Annotated in this window: 12 protein-coding genes; 9 read left to right on the forward strand and 3 right to left on the reverse strand. The window is 69.3% G+C overall.

Annotated elements, in window-relative coordinates; all coding sequences use genetic code 11:
- Positions 1-40: 40 nt before the first annotated feature.
- Positions 41-2,500 (reverse strand): PxKF domain-containing protein, encoded by a 2,460-nt coding sequence (locus VIP82_RS00605; RefSeq protein ID WP_331905368.1) that lies wholly within the window; start codon positions 2,498-2,500, stop codon positions 41-43.
- Between the two features lie 145 nt (positions 2,501-2,645).
- The gene (locus tag VIP82_RS00610; RefSeq protein ID WP_331905369.1) at positions 2,646-3,434 is read right to left on the reverse strand and encodes an IclR family transcriptional regulator; all 789 of its coding nucleotides are present in this window, start codon (positions 3,432-3,434) and stop codon (positions 2,646-2,648) included.
- Between the two features lie 104 nt (positions 3,435-3,538).
- On the opposite strand from VIP82_RS00610, the gene VIP82_RS00615 reads away from it, so the two are divergent.
- From VIP82_RS00615 to VIP82_RS00625, 3 genes are read left to right on the forward strand one after another with little or no spacing between them, the layout of a single operon-like run.
- The gene (locus tag VIP82_RS00615) at positions 3,539-4,339 is read left to right on the forward strand and encodes a CoA transferase subunit A (RefSeq protein ID WP_331905370.1); all 801 of its coding nucleotides are present in this window, start codon (positions 3,539-3,541) and stop codon (positions 4,337-4,339) included.
- Between the two features lies 1 nt (position 4,340).
- Positions 4,341-4,994: a 3-oxoacid CoA-transferase subunit B gene (locus VIP82_RS00620; protein WP_331905371.1), complete on the forward strand. Its 654-nt coding sequence runs from the start codon at positions 4,341-4,343 to the stop codon at positions 4,992-4,994.
- Positions 4,991-6,175, forward strand: coding sequence for an acetyl-CoA C-acetyltransferase (locus tag VIP82_RS00625; protein ID WP_331905372.1), 1,185 nt, complete (start codon positions 4,991-4,993; stop codon positions 6,173-6,175). The genes VIP82_RS00620 and VIP82_RS00625 overlap by 4 nt, the downstream gene beginning before the upstream one ends.
- A gap of 97 nt (positions 6,176-6,272) precedes the next feature.
- Here the strand turns inward: VIP82_RS00625 and VIP82_RS00630 are convergent, their stop codons facing one another.
- Positions 6,273-6,527 (reverse strand): hypothetical protein, encoded by a 255-nt coding sequence (locus tag VIP82_RS00630; protein WP_308866929.1) that lies wholly within the window; start codon positions 6,525-6,527, stop codon positions 6,273-6,275.
- Between the two features lie 138 nt (positions 6,528-6,665).
- Between VIP82_RS00630 and VIP82_RS00635 the strand changes: the two genes are divergently transcribed.
- From VIP82_RS00635 to ilvC, 6 genes are all read left to right on the forward strand, one after another.
- On the forward strand, positions 6,666-8,144 hold the full coding sequence (locus tag VIP82_RS00635) for an alpha,alpha-trehalose-phosphate synthase (UDP-forming) (RefSeq protein ID WP_331905373.1): 1,479 nt from the start codon (positions 6,666-6,668) through the stop codon (positions 8,142-8,144).
- Positions 8,141-8,935, forward strand: coding sequence for a trehalose-phosphatase (gene otsB, locus VIP82_RS00640; RefSeq protein ID WP_331905374.1), 795 nt, complete (start codon positions 8,141-8,143; stop codon positions 8,933-8,935). The genes VIP82_RS00635 and otsB overlap by 4 nt, the downstream gene beginning before the upstream one ends.
- 81 nt (positions 8,936-9,016) lie before the next feature.
- On the forward strand, positions 9,017-10,735 hold the full coding sequence (ilvD, locus tag VIP82_RS00645; RefSeq protein ID WP_331905375.1) for a dihydroxy-acid dehydratase: 1,719 nt from the start codon (positions 9,017-9,019) through the stop codon (positions 10,733-10,735).
- A 47-nt stretch (positions 10,736-10,782) separates the two neighbouring features.
- Entirely contained in the window at positions 10,783-12,588 is a 1,806-nt protein-coding gene (locus tag VIP82_RS00650; RefSeq protein ID WP_331905376.1) for an acetolactate synthase large subunit, read from the forward strand.
- A gap of 4 nt (positions 12,589-12,592) precedes the next feature.
- A complete protein-coding gene (ilvN, locus tag VIP82_RS00655; protein ID WP_194415144.1) occupies positions 12,593-13,102 on the forward strand; it encodes an acetolactate synthase small subunit in 510 nt (169 codons plus the stop codon).
- Between the two features lie 41 nt (positions 13,103-13,143).
- A complete protein-coding gene (ilvC, locus tag VIP82_RS00660) occupies positions 13,144-14,169 on the forward strand; it encodes a ketol-acid reductoisomerase (protein ID WP_331905377.1) in 1,026 nt (341 codons plus the stop codon).
- The last annotated feature ends 61 nt before the right edge of the window (positions 14,170-14,230 follow it).

The raw sequence follows: 14,230 nt of genomic DNA on the forward strand, positions 1-14,230 counted from the left end.
GATCGCTGCCCGCGATCCGCCGCAGCGGCGGGCGATGCCGCTACTTGGTCTTGAACTGCGCGCTCAGCTGCGACCCGTCGGCGGTCGTCAAGACGACCGTGTAGCACTTGCCGGCCGTCTTCGGGGTCTGCCAGTTCTGGATCCACTGGTGCGCCGACGCGTCGTATCGCAGGGTGGTTCCACCGGTGGTGGCGAGCAGATCGTCGCTCGTGGCATCGGTGGGATCGCAGCTGACGCCCTTGGTGACGAAGCTCGCGTTGAGCGTCGCGAGATCGGTGACCTCCGTGGCACCCGCCAGCACCGTGAACTTGAGCGGCACGGTGGAGCCGCCCTTCACGATGTTGATGACCGCGCTTCCCATGTCGACCGGCTTGTAGAAGCCGTTGAGCGTCCACGCGGAGATCTCGAAGTTCGCCGAGCCGCTGCTGCCCAGGTGGTTCGCGTCGCCGGGATAGACGGCGGAGGCCGTCGCGATGCCCACCGACGTGTTGTTCGCGCACACCACCGGGGTCACCGCCTGGTCGAGTTCGCCGGCGCCGGTCACGCGCGCGGTGCACGGTGTGATCGCCGAACCGGTGAACGGGATCGCGGCTGTCGGGCACGACACCACGGTGGCCGAGGGCGCCTTGGCGATCTGGAAGCCACCGGAGACGTTGCTTCCCACGTGGTTCTCGTCACCGGCCCACGCTGCGGAGGCAGAGGCGCTGCCGGCGCCCGTGTTGTCCTCGTAGCTCACGTCGATGGCGAAGTCCGCGAGGCCGACACCAGAGACGGTCGCGGTGCAGGGCGTGTGCGGCGCACCGGTGAACACGACCGACGCGGGACAGGTGAGCATGATCGACGAGGACGCCTTGTCGATCACGAAGGTCGACGCGTCCTGGCTCGGCTCATGATTGGCATCGCCGGCGTACTGGAACGACACCGACGCGGTCCCCGCTCCGACGTTGTTCGCGTAGGACGGCTGGAAGTTCTCGTCCAAGCCGCCGGCACCCGTCACGCGGGCCGTGCACGGAGTGATCTCGGTGCCGGTGTATGCGTTCGGCTGGGTGCACGTGATCTTCGTCGTGGTCGGCGCCTTGGCGATCTCGAACGTGGTGGACGCCTCGCTCGACTTGTGGTTGACGTCGCCGCCGTAGATCGCCTCGGCGGTCGCGGTGCCCGCCTCCGTGTTGGCGGTGTAGGTCACAGCGACGTCCTCCGACAGCCCACCGGCACCCGTGACGGTCGCCGAGCACGTCTCCTGCGCGGCGCCCGTGTAGACGGTGTCGGAGCAGAGGAGCGAGATGGAGGATGCGGCCCGGTCGATGCCGATCGTGACCGATCCCGACTGTGAGGCGTAGTTCGCCAGGTCGAACGACCAGTGGGCCGTGCCGCCCGGCACGTCCGTGAAGGACTCGCCGAGGTCGAGCCCGGCGCTGACGTCTGCGCCGCCGAGGCCGGTGCACGAGCCCGTGGCGCCGTGGGCATCACCGTCGTACTCGCCGGTGTAGCCGGTGACCTCGCAGCTCGCCGCGGCGGCCAGGATCTCGAACGTCGTCGCGTCGGTCGAGCCGGTGTGGTTGCCGTCGCCGCCGTAGGTCGCCGAGGCCGTCGCCGTGCCTGCGTTCGTGTTGTCGATGTACGTCGGCGCCAGTTGCTGTGCCAGGGACGCGCCGCTCACCGTCGCCGTGCACGGCGTGAGGGCCGAGCCGGTGTAGGTGACGGACGCCGGGCACTCCACGGTCGTCGTGGACGAAGCCTTCGTGATCTGGAACGTCGCATCCCCGCTGCTCGGCTTGTGGGTCGCGTCGCCGGCGAACGCGGCTGCCGCGGTGGCGGTGCCCACATTCGTGTTCGCGGCGTGCGTCACCGAGAGCGTCTGCGAGAACCCGCCCTCACCGGTCACGGTCGCCGTGCAGGGTGTGAGGGCCGAACCTGTGTAGACGATCGAGGCCGGACACGAGACGGTCGTCGTGGTGGCGGTCGCGACGTTGCAGGGGCCGACCTTCCAGCGGACGGTGATGGGGGCCGATCTGCTGATAGCCACGCCGTTGACGTTCTTGCCGACGGCCGAGAAGTTGACGGTCCCCGTGAAGTCACCGGCAGCGTTGCCGGCGGTGAGGGTGACGACTGCGGTCGCGCCGGTGGGTGACAGTGCGTTGTTCGGATACGCCGCCGTACCCTCCCAGTCGTCGGGCAGTGTGATGTCGCCCGGCGCGCCGGATGCCACGGTCACCGACAATGGGGCGACGGTTGCGGCGCTCACGTCGACCACTGCTTCGTCGGCGAAGACCTGCGGGCCACCTCCCTGGTGGCCATTGCTCTGCATGTAGACCGCGACCTGCTGGGTCGCCGTGCTGCCGCACGTGAGCGTTCCGAAGTCGATGTCGGCCTGCGTGCCTATGGTTATCGCGTCGCCGTCGACGAACACGTTGTCGGCATGCGCCGCACCCGCGATCGAGACGAGGAGCGCCGTCGTCGCCAACGCGACAACAGGCAGCAGAGTAGAACGGAGCTTCATTGGTCCCTCCCCAGGGCCGTGCTTTGTGCTGCTCCTCGCGGACCCCGTTCCGCTCTGGAATTGCGAACACCATAACGGACACGTGGCCGATTCGTGGGGAAAACTGTGCCCATCCTTGCCGAGGGCTGAGGTTGAGCCCCGGCTGCTAACGCGCGGCCGCGATGCGTGTGGTCAGCTGGTGGGCGTGGGCCAGGAGTGTGCGGCCGAGCTCGGGGAGGCGCTCGGGGCCGAACCGGAACTCCACCCCTGTCAGGCTCAGCGCCCACTGGGGGTGGCCCTCGCGGGTGAAGACCGCGGCGCCGATGCCGTATGAGCCCTCGACGATGAGACCAGGGTTCACGGCGTAGCCGCGTTCCTGCGTGTCGCGCAGCCGCGTCCGCAGCCGCGCTTCGCTGTGCGCAGCCCCCCATGCACGGGGAAGCGCGGGATGACGCTCGAAGTAGGCGTCCACATCGTGGGGAGGTAGGAACGCCAGGATCGCGAGCCCGGCCGACGCGATGCCCAGTGGGAAGCGCACGCCCTCGGACAGCACGAATGAACGGATGGGGAAGCTGCCCTCCTCGCGGAGCAGGCACACGGTCTCGTCGCCGCGGCGCACCGAGAGGAACGCGCTCTCCTCCGTGCGCACCGCGAGCGAGCGCACGATGTCGCGGGCGATCCCGGTCACGTCGTAGCGGGATGCCGCGACCGTGCCCATCAGGAACAGTTCGGGTCCCGGCATCCAGCGTCCCGTCCGGTCGTCCTGGTCGACCAGACCCTCCTGGCGCAGGGCGGTGAGCAGCCGGTGGGTCGTGGGCCGCGTGAGGTCGGCGCGGCGGGCGAGTTCGGCCACCGGCATCCCGTCGTTCCCGCCCGAGGTGACCAGTCGCAGCAGCTGTGCGGCGCGCGCGATCGACTGGGCGCCCGGGACGGTGCGTTTGGCTGGGGTGTCCACAATATGGACGCTACGTCGCAGAGTGGCCACATGGCAAGTGACGCCCTGGCGCGGAGGGGCACGGGGACGCACGATGAGATGTCCGCACCATGCAAAGGAGCAGAATGATCGACAAGACCTGGGGCTCGGCGGCCGAAGCCGTCGCCGACATCCCCGACGGCGCTTCGCTCGCGGTGGGAGGGTTCGGCCTCTCGGGCAACCCGATCGCCCTCATCGAGGCGCTCCTCGCACAGGGGACGAGCGATCTCAGCATCGTGAGCAACAACTGCGGCGTGGACGACTGGGGACTCGGCGTCCTGCTGAACGCCAAGCGCATCCGCAAGATGACGTCGTCGTACGTGGGCGAGAACAAGGAGTTCGAGCGGCAGTTCCTCTCGGGCGAGCTCGAACTCGAACTGACGCCTCAGGGCACACTCGCCGAGAAGCTGCGGGCGGGCGGGTCGGGCATCGCCGCGTTCTACACGCAGACCGGCGTCGGCACCCAGGTCGCAGTGGGCGGGCTGCCTCGTCGTTACGCGGCCGACGGCAGCATCGCGGTGGCGTCGCCCGTGAAGGACGTGCGCAGCTTCGACGTCGCCGGCACGCCTCGCGACTATGTGCTCGAGGAGTCGATCGTCACCGACTTCGCGCTGGTGCACGCGCTCAAGGGCGACCGTCACGGCAACCTCGTCTTCAACAAGGCTGCGCGCAACTTCAACCCGCTCGCGGCCATGGCCGGGAGTGTCTGCATCGTCCAGGTGGAGGAGCTCGTCGAACCCGGCGAACTCGACCCCGACAGCATCCATCTCCCCGGCATCTACGTGCATCGCATCGTGGAGGTCGGATCCGACATCGAGAAGCGCATCGAGCGGCGCACGGTCAGCGTCGCGCAGGCCGCCGCGCGCGAGATGCCGGAAGGAGCCTGACATGCCGCTGAACCGCAACGAGATGGCCGCCCGCGCGGCCGCGGAGCTCGCCGACGGCTCGTACGTCAACCTCGGCATCGGACTGCCGACACTGGTGCCGAACTTCGTGCCCGAGGGCGTGACGGTCGTGCTGCAGTCCGAGAACGGCATCCTCGGCGTCGGGCCGTACCCGACCGAGGAGAACGTCGACCCCGACCTCATCAATGCCGGCAAGGAGACCGTCACGACGCTGCCCGGGGCGGCGTTCTTCGACTCCGCGACGAGCTTCGGCATGATCCGCGGAGGCAAGATCGACGCCGCGATCCTCGGCGCCATGCAGGTCTCGGCGACCGGCGACCTCGCCAACTGGATGATCCCCGGAAAGATGGTGAAGGGCCCCGGCGGCGCGATGGACCTCGTGCACGGCGCCGCGAAGGTGATCGTGCTGATGGAGCACGTCGCCAAGGACGGCTCCGCCAAGATCGTGAACGAGTGCTCGCTTCCTCTCACGGGTCGCGGCGTGGTCGACCGCATCATCACGGACCTCGCGGTCATCGATGTGACGGATGCCGGACTCGTGCTCGTCGAGACGGCCCCAGGTGTCACGGTGGCCGAGGTCGTCGCCGCGACGGAACCGGAGTTGCTCGTCTCGGACGAACTTAAGGTGGAAGCATGAACCACGACGACGTCGTCATCGTCGCCGCTGCGCGGACTCCGCAGGGCCGACTGAAGGGCCAGCTGGCTCCGCTCACCGCGGTGCAGCTCGGCAGCGCCGCGATCCGCGGCGCGCTCGAGAAGGGCGGCATCCCGGCCGACGCGGTCGACGCCGTGCTGGTGGGCCAGGTGCTCGCCGCCGGCAGCGGGCAGAACCCCGCGCGGCAGGCGGCCGTGGGAGCCGGCATCCCGTGGGAGGTGCACTCCGGATCCGTCAACAAGGTCTGTCTCTCCGGACTCACGGCGATCATCGACGGCGCCCGCATGGTCGGGGCGGGCGACGCGACCGTCGTGGTCGCCGCCGGCATGGAGTCGATGACGCGGTCACCGCACCTGCTGATGGGCTCGCGCGACGGCTGGGCGTACGGCTCCATCGAGGTCCTCGACCACATGGCGTACGACGGGCTCACCGACGCGTATGACCGCGAGAGCATGGGCGCGTCGACCGAACGACACAACGAGCGGTTCGAGATCACGCGCGAGGCTCAGGATGCCGTGGCCGCCCGATCGCACCAGCGCGCTGCCGCAGCGCAGGCGGAAGGCGTGTTCGAGGCCGAGATCGTGCCGGTCGAGATCCCGCAGCGCAAGGGCGACCCGGTCGTCGTGACGAAGGACGAGGGCGTGCGGCCGGAGACGACAGTCGAGACCCTCGCGGGCCTGCGGCCCGCCTTCGCACAGGGCGGCTCGATCACGGCGGGCAACTCGTCGCAGATCTCCGACGGCGCCTCTGCCGTCGTGCTCACGACGCGTTCCCACGCCGACGAGAACGGCTGGAATGTGCTGGCCGTGGTCGGTGCCTCCGGCCAGGTCGCCGGGCCCGACAACTCCCTGCATGCCCAGCCCGCGCGCGCGATCGAGAAGGCGCTCGCCAAGCAGGGCATCGCCGCGTCGGATCTCGACATCGTCGAGATCAACGAGGCGTTCGGCGCCGTGGTGGCGCGATCGCAGGCGGAGCTGGGGCTCTCGGACGAGGTCGTCAATCCGCACGGCGGCGGCATCGCGATCGGACACCCGATCGGGGCGTCCGGCAACCGCCTCGTCGTCCACGCGGTGCACGAGCTCGTCCGCCGTGGCGGCGGCACAGCCGCGGTCGCACTCTGCGGCGGCGGCGGACAGGGCGACGCGCTGATCCTCACGCGCTGAGGTCCACGCCTCAGGTGTCAGGTGTCACGACATGCGGCCTCACGCTCTTCGATTCCGCGCGTCGTGACACCTGAGCGCCCCTCGCTGCGAGCGCAGGTCAGCGGTCGAGGCGGCGCTTGAGGAGCTTCTTCTCGCGGCCGTGCACGGGGGAGTCGTTCGCGATGACCGCGCCGCGCGATGCGCGGCGGACATCGACGATGGCCCCGACCGCCAGCGCCAGCGAGATGCCCCAGCTGAGCCAAGCCAGCGCCATGCGCCAGGTGAACGGCTCGTTCTCGCGGAGGCCCCTCAGCAGCGTCAGCCCGCCGGTGAACGCGGTGAGGATGCCGGTGCCGAAGAGGTACTTGCGCATGAGGCCACGTTAGCGCGGCAGTGGTGTCGCACGCGCCCCTTGACATGGGCATGCGTCGCACGTCAAGGGCGGTCGGCCGGATGAGCGCGCTGTTAGCCTGGGGCCGTTGCCGAGTCCACGAAACCGTCAGGAGCCCGCGTGACAGAGCCCCATCCTCCCGCGCCCGGCCGAATCGCCGAACTCGTCGTCGTCGCCAATCGCCTCCCCGTCGACCGCGTCGTCGACGCCGATGGCGAACCAGGCTGGAGACGCTCGCCGGGCGGGCTCGTGACCGCTCTCGAGCCGGTGATGCGCCGGGCGGACGGCGCGTGGGTGGGCTGGCCGGGGCAGCCCGACATCGAGGTCGACCCGTTCGAGTTCGAGGGCACGCATCTGGTGCCGGTGATGCTGACGTCCGAAGACGTCGAGCTGTACTACGAGGGCATGTCGAACGACACGTTCTGGCCGCTCTACCACGACGTCATCGCCGAACCCCGGTACCGCCGCGTCTGGTGGGACGCCTATGTGAAGGTGAACCGGCGCTTCGCCCAGGCTGCGGCCGCTGTAGCCGCGGACGGCGCGACCGTGTGGGTGCAGGACTACCAGCTGCAGCTCGTGCCGCAGATGCTGCGCCAAGCCCGTCCCGACCTGACGATCGGCTACTTCCACCACATTCCCTTCCCGGCATACGGCCTGTACTCGCAGCTGCCGTGGCGCCGCCAGGTGCTCGAGGGGCTGCTGGGCGCCGATGTCATCGGCTTCCAGCGGGTCGCCGACGCCGGCAACTTCGCCCGCGCCGTGCGTCGCCAGCTGCGCTACGACACGAAGGCCTCGGGCATCACCGTCCCGAATCCCGACGGCACGAGCCGGCGGGCGCTCGCAAAGGCCTTCCCGATCTCGATCGACGCGTCGTCGTATATCGAGCTCGCCCGACAGGACAGCGTGAGGGCGCGCGCGAAGGAGATCCGCGAGAGCCTGGGCAACCCGAAGAAGATCCTGCTCGGCGTCGACCGCCTGGACTACACCAAGGGCATCCGCCACCGGATGAAGGCGTTCGGCGAACTGCTCGAAGACGGCAAGATCGCGGTCGAGGACGTGACGCTCGTGCAGGTCGCGAGCCCGAGCCGCGAGCGGGTCGCCGCCTATATGCAGTTGCGGGACGAGATCGAGCTCACCGTCGGCCGCATCAACGGCGACCACGACACGATGGGGCACACCGCGATCCGCTACCTCCACCAGGCCTACCCGCGGGAGGAGATGGTGGCGCTGTTCCTGGCCGCCGACGTCATGCTCGTCACGGCGCTCCGCGACGGCATGAACCTCGTCGCCAAGGAGTACGTCGCGTCGCGCATCGACAACCGGGGCGTGCTGGTGCTCAGCGAGTTCGCGGGCGCCGCGGACGAGCTGCCGAGTGCGGTGCGCATCAACCCGCACGACATCGACGGGATGAAGGACGCCATCATGCGCGCCATCGAGATGCCCTCGGCCGAGCAGGGCCGCCGCATGCGGGCGCTGCGCCGCAAGGTGGTGGAGAACGACGTCGCGCGCTGGTCGCAGTCGTTCCTCGACGCCCTCGACGGCGCACGCGAGCGCAACCGGTTCCCCGCGCTCAACCGGTCGGCGGAGGCGCGCGGATGAGCCTCGATCTCGCGGACGACGGGCGCGATGCGATCGCCGGGGTCGCGGCATCCGATCTCCTGCTCGTCGCGCTCGACTTCGACGGGACGCTGTCGCCGCTCGCGGACGAGCCGATGGACGCACGGATGCTGCCTGCCGCACGCGACGCGGTGAACGCCGTGGTGGCCGCGCCCGACACCGTCGTGGCCTTCGTCTCGGGGCGGAGCCTCGTCGACCTGCGGGTGATCGCCGAGCACGACGACGCGTCCCGCGTGCTGCTGGCCGGATCGCACGGTGCCGAGTTCTGGATCCCCGGTGAAGGTCTGCAGAGCCACGGCGAGGACGAGGCGGACGTCGCGCTGCGCGACGCGATGCGGTCGCACGCCGAGGCGGCGACGGCGGAGCTCGACGGCGTCTGGATCGAACCGAAGACCTTCGGGTTCGGTGTCCACACCCGGCGGGCCACGGCCGAGGCCGCGGCGGAGGCGAATCGCCTCGCTGACGAGATCGTCGCGGCGGAGGCGCCGCACTGGCGTCGGCGAACCGGGCACAACATCGTCGAGTTCGCCTTCCGGCACGAGGGCAAGGACTCCGCGATCGCCGAGCTCCGGGAGCGCGTGGGCGCGACGGCGGTGCTGTTCGCGGGGGACGACATCACCGACGAGGACGCGCTGGCGAGCCTGGGTGCGGACGACCTCGGCGTGCGCGTCGGCGACGGCCCGACCGCGGCGGCGGTGCGCGTGCCGGACATCGCCGCTCTCGCGGACCTTCTGAAGCTGCTCGCGGCGGAGCGGACCCGCGTCCGAGGATGAACGGCATGCCGGGCGAGCGGGTCGGCGCGCAGGAACGGCCGCCCGGGAGAGCGATCCGCCGCGCGGCAATAGACTGAGCCAATGGCCCAGCCCCATTCGCCCGCTGACAACACCATCGATATCAAGCCCCGCAGCCGCGTCGTCACCGACGGCATCGAAGCCACGACATCGCGCGGCATGCTCCGTGCCGTCGGCATGGGGGATGCGGACTGGGACAAGCCTCAGATCGGCATCGCATCGAGCTGGAACGAGATCACACCCTGCAACCTGAGCCTCGACCGGCTCGCGCAGGGCGCCAAGGAGGGCGTGCACGCCGGCGGCGGCTATCCGCTGCAGTTCGGCACGATCTCGGTCTCGGACGGCATCTCGATGGGCCACGAGGGCATGCACTTCTCGCTCGTCTCGCGCGAGGTCATCGCCGACTCGGTCGAGACGGTCATCATGGCTGAGCGTCTCGACGGCTCCGTGCTCCTCGCCGGCTGCGACAAGTCGATCCCGGGCATGCTGATGGCGTCCGCCCGGCTGGACCTGTCCAGCGTCTTCCTCTACGCCGGCTCCATCGCGCCCGGCTGGGTCAAGCTCTCGGACGGCACCGAGAAGGATGTCACGATCATCGACTCGTTCGAAGCCGTGGGCGCGTGTCTCGCGGGCAAGATGAGCGAGGCCGACCTGAAGCGCATCGAGTGCGCGATCGCGCCGGGCGAGGGCGCGTGCGGCGGCATGTACACGGCCAACACGATGGCGTCGGTCGCAGAGGCGCTGGGCCTCAGCCTTCCGGGCTCAGCGGCACCGCCCTCGGCGGACCGCCGCCGCGACTACTTCGCCCACCGCTCGGGCGAGGCCGTGGTGAACCTGCTGCGTCAGGGCATCACGACGCGCGACATCCTCACCAAGGAGGCGTTCGAGAACGCGATCGCCCTGGCGATGGCGCTCGGCGGCTCGACCAACGTGGTGCTGCACCTCCTCGCCATCGCCCGCGAGGCCGACGTCGACCTGAGCCTGCACGACTTCAACCGGATCGGCGACAAGGTCCCGCACGTGGCCGACATGAAGCCGTTCGGCAAGTACGTCATGAATGACGTCGACCGTCACGGCGGCATCCCGGTCATCATGAAGGCCATGCTCGATGAGGGCCTGCTCCACGGCGACGCCCTCACGGTCACCGGCAAGACGCTCGCCGAGAACCTGGCCGACCTCGACCCGGACCCCGTCGACGGCACGGTGATCCACACCTTCGACGACCCGATCCACGCCAAGGGCGGCATCACGATCCTGCACGGCTCGATCGCGCCGGAAGGCGCCGTCGTCAAGTCGGCCGGCTTCGACGCCGATGTGTTCGAGGGCCCGGCCCGCGTGTTCGAGCGCGAGCGCGCTGCGATGGACGCCCTCGAGGCCGGAGCGATCCAGGCAGGCGACGTCGTGGTGATCCGCTACGAAGGCCCGAAGGGCGGCCCCGGCATGCGCGAGATGCTCGCGATCACGGCGGCCATCAAGGGCGCGGGGCTCGGAAAAGATGTACTACTCTTGACGGACGGACGATTCTCAGGCGGCACAACCGGCCTGTGCATCGGCCACATAGCACCCGAAGCGGTGGACGCTGGTCCCATCGCCTTCGTGCGCGATGGTGATCTGATACGGGTCGATATCGCGGCTCGCACTCTCGACCTACTCGTCGACGAGGCTGAGCTTGACTCCCGCCGCTCTGGCTGGGAGCCGCTTCCCCCGCGCTATACCCGTGGCGTTCTTGCCAAGTACTCCCGACTCGTGCGCTCCGCTGCGGAGGGCGCGACCACCGGTTGAGCCTGGTTTCCGGCATCCCGTCCGACCCATCTGTGAGGAATCTCACCATGTCAGCCGACACCGCCGCGGCCGTTCCCCGGCCGCCAGCCCGCACCGCCTCGACGCCCGTGCTCACGGGCGCGGAAGCGGTCGTCCGCTCGCTCGACCTGCTCGGGGTGACCGACGTCTTCGGTCTCCCGGGCGGGGCCATCATGCCCGTCTACGACCCCCTCATGGACGACGAGTCGGTGCGCCACATCCTGGTCCGCCACGAGCAGGGCGCCGGGCACGCCGCCGAGGGGTACGCGTCCGCATCCGGCCGCGTCGGCGTCGCCATCGCGACGTCCGGCCCGGGTGCCACCAACCTCGTCACCGCGATCGCCGATGCCTACATGGACTCGGTGCCGATCGTCTGCATCACCGGGCAGGTGTTCTCGACCCTCATGGGCACGGACGCCTTCCAGGAGGCGGACATCGTGGGAATCACGATGCCGATCACGAAGCACTCGTTCCTCGTGAAGCGCGCCGAGGACATTCCGGGAGCCCTTGCGGCGGCGTTCGAGATCGCCTCGACCGGCCGGCCGGGTCCGGTGCTCGTCGACATCACCAAGGATGCCCAGCAGGCCGAGGCGCCCTTCATCTGGCCGCCGAACATCGACCTTCCGGGCTACCGGCCGGTGACCAAGGCGCACGGCAAGCAGATCCAGGCCGCGGCGCAGCTGATCGACGACGCCAAGAAGCCGGTGCTGTACGTCGGCGGTGGCGTGATCCGCGCACGGGCCTCCGAAGAGCTGCGCTCGCTCGCCGAGACCACCGGCGCACCGCTCGTCACCACGCTCATGGCGCGGGGCGCGTTCCCCGACTCGCACCCGCAGCACCTCGGCATGCCCGGCATGCACGGCACCGTCCCTGCTGTGCTGGCGCTGCAGGAGGCCGACCTCATCGTCGCCCTCGGCGCGCGGTTCGACGACCGCGTCACCGGCAAGGCTGCCCTGTTCGCGCCGAACGCGAAGGTCGTGCACGTCGACATCGACCCGGCCGAGATCTCGAAGATCCGCACCGCCGACGTCCCGATCGTCGGCGACCTGAAGGACGTCCTCGTCGACCTCGACGCCGCGTTCCGTGCGGTGAGCCGCGACTCCACTCCCGACATCGCCGAGTGGTGGTCGTTCCTCGACGGCCTCCGCGACGAGTTCCCGCTCGGCTACTCGCAGCCGACCGACGGCCTGATGTCGCCGCAGTACGTGATCAAGCGCATCGGAGAGCTCACCGGCCCCGAGGGCATCTATGCCGCCGGCGTCGGCCAGCACCAGATGTGGGCGGCGCAGTTCATCAAGTACGAGCGTCCGAACGCGTGGCTGAACTCCGGCGGCGCCGGAACGATGGGCTACTCGGTGCCCGCAGCGATGGGTGCCAAGGTCGCCGAGCCCGACCGTGTCGTCTGGGCGATCGACGGCGACGGCTGCTTCCAGATGACCAATCAGGAGCTCGCCACCTGCGCGATCAACGACATCCCCATCAAGGTCGCGATCATCAACAACTCGTCGCTGGGCATGGTGCGCCAGTGGCAGACGCTGTTCTACGACGGCCGTCACTCCCACACCGACCTCAACACGGGCCACGGCACCGTCCGCATCCCCGACTTCGTGAAGCTGGCGGAGGCGTACGGCTGCCTCGCGATCCGCGTCGAGAAGGAGGAGGACGTGGATGCCGCGATCCGGACCGCGCTCGAGACGAACGATCGCCCCGTGGTGATCGACTTCGTGGTGAGCGCCGACGCCATGGTGTGGCCGATGGTTCCGCAGGGCGTCAGCAACAGCTACGTCCAGTACGCGCGGGATCACTCGCCCGCCTTCGACGAGCAGGAGGACTGAGGCCATGACGAGTCACGTGCTGAGCCTCCTCGTGGAGGACAAGCCGGGTCTGCTGACCCGCGTCGCCGGGCTGTTCGCACGCCGCGGCTTCAACATCGAGTCGCTCGCCGTGGGCGTCACCGAGGTCCCCGGACTCTCGCGCATCACCGTGGTCGTCGACGTCGACGAGCTCCCGCTCGAACAGGTGACGAAGCAGCTCAACAAGCTGATCAACGTCATCAAGATCGTCGAGCTCGACACGTCGGCATCCGTCCAGCGCGAGCACATGCTCGTGAAGGTGCGCGCCGACAACCAGACGCGCTCGAACGTGCTCGAGGTCGTGAACCTGTTCCGCGGGCAGATCGTCGACTACGCACCCGACGCACTCGTCGTCGAGGTGACCGGCGACAAGGGCAAGGTCGAGGCGTTCCTGCGCGCCCTCGAGCCGTTCGGCATCAAGGAGCTCGCGCAGTCCGGCCTCGTCGCCATCGGTCGCGGCGGCAAGAGCATCACAGAGCGCGTCCTGCGCGGCTGACACAGACCACACCGACCACAACATCAAGGAGAAACACGAAGATGGCTGAGATCTTCTACGACGCCGATGCCGACCTGAGCATCGTCCAGGGCAAGAAGGTGGCGATCGTGGGCTACGGCTCGCAGGGACACGCACACGCCCAGAACCTTCGCGACTCGGGTGTCGAGGTCGTCATCGCGCTCAAGGACGGCTCGAAGTCGACCGCGAAGGCGCAGGACGAGGGCTTCGAGGTCAAGTCGGTCGCCGACGCGGCCGCGTGGGCCGACCTCATCATGATCCTTGCTCCCGACCAGCACCAGCGCTCGATCTACACCGAGAGCATCAAGGACAAGCTGACCCCGGGCAAGACGCTGGCCTTCGCGCACGGCTTCAACATCCGGTTCGGCTACATCGAGGCGCCCGAGGGCGTCGACGTGATCCTCGTCGCCCCGAAGGCGCCGGGCCACACCGTCCGCCGCGAGTACGTCGCGGGTCGGGGCATCCCCGACATCATCGCCGTGGAGCGGGATGCCTCGGGTTCGGCGTGGGCGACCGCGCTCTCGTACGCGAAGGCCATCGGCGGCACGCGCGCGGGCGTCATCAAGACGACGTTCACCGAAGAGACCGAGACCGACCTGTTCGGCGAGCAGGCCGTCCTGTGCGGCGGTGTGTCGCAGCTCGTCCAGTACGGCTTCGAGACGCTGACCGAAGCGGGCTACCAGCCGCAGATCGCGTACTTCGAGGTGCTGCACGAGCTGAAGCTCATCGTCGACCTCATGTGGGAGGGCGGCATCGCCAAGCAGCGCTGGTCGGTCTCGGACACCGCCGAGTACGGCGACTACGTCTCGGGCCCGCGCGTGATCGACCCGCACGTCAAGGAGAACATGCAGGCCGTGCTCGCCGACATCCAGTCGGGCGCGTTCGCCAAGCGCTTCATCGACGACCAGGACAACGGCGCCGTCGAGTTCCTGGAGCTGCGTGAGAAGGCCGCTGCCCACCCGATCGAGTCGGTCGGCAAGGACCTGCGTTCGCTCTTCGCGTGGAAGCAGCAGGACGAGGACTACGTCGAGGGCAACGCGGCGCGCTGAATCACCTCTTGCCTCGCGCATCGCGCGGGACTCCGAGAGCCCGGTCCCGGAAGGGGCCGGG

The sequence above is a fragment of the Microbacterium sp. genome (assembly GCF_036566905.1).
Taxonomy (GTDB): Bacteria; Actinomycetota; Actinomycetes; order Actinomycetales; family Microbacteriaceae; genus Microbacterium.

Excerpts from the sequence above, each read along its gene's own strand:
- VIP82_RS00605 (WP_331905368.1), bottom strand. The coding sequence starts at position 2,500 with ATGAAGCTCCGTTCTACTCTGCTGCCTGTTGTCGCGTTGGCGACGACG.
- VIP82_RS00615 (WP_331905370.1), top strand. The coding sequence starts at position 3,539 with ATGATCGACAAGACCTGGGGCTCGGCGGCCGAAGCCGTCGCCGACATC.
- VIP82_RS00620 (WP_331905371.1), top strand. The coding sequence starts at position 4,341 with ATGCCGCTGAACCGCAACGAGATGGCCGCCCGCGCGGCCGCGGAGCTC.
- VIP82_RS00625 (WP_331905372.1), top strand. The coding sequence starts at position 4,991 with ATGAACCACGACGACGTCGTCATCGTCGCCGCTGCGCGGACTCCGCAG.
- VIP82_RS00630 (WP_308866929.1), bottom strand. The coding sequence starts at position 6,527 with ATGCGCAAGTACCTCTTCGGCACCGGCATCCTCACCGCGTTCACCGGC.
- otsB (WP_331905374.1), top strand. The coding sequence starts at position 8,141 with ATGAGCCTCGATCTCGCGGACGACGGGCGCGATGCGATCGCCGGGGTC.
- ilvD (WP_331905375.1), top strand. The coding sequence starts at position 9,017 with ATGGCCCAGCCCCATTCGCCCGCTGACAACACCATCGATATCAAGCCC.
- VIP82_RS00650 (WP_331905376.1), top strand. The coding sequence starts at position 10,783 with ATGTCAGCCGACACCGCCGCGGCCGTTCCCCGGCCGCCAGCCCGCACC.
- ilvN (WP_194415144.1), top strand. The coding sequence starts at position 12,593 with ATGACGAGTCACGTGCTGAGCCTCCTCGTGGAGGACAAGCCGGGTCTG.
- ilvC (WP_331905377.1), top strand. The coding sequence starts at position 13,144 with ATGGCTGAGATCTTCTACGACGCCGATGCCGACCTGAGCATCGTCCAG.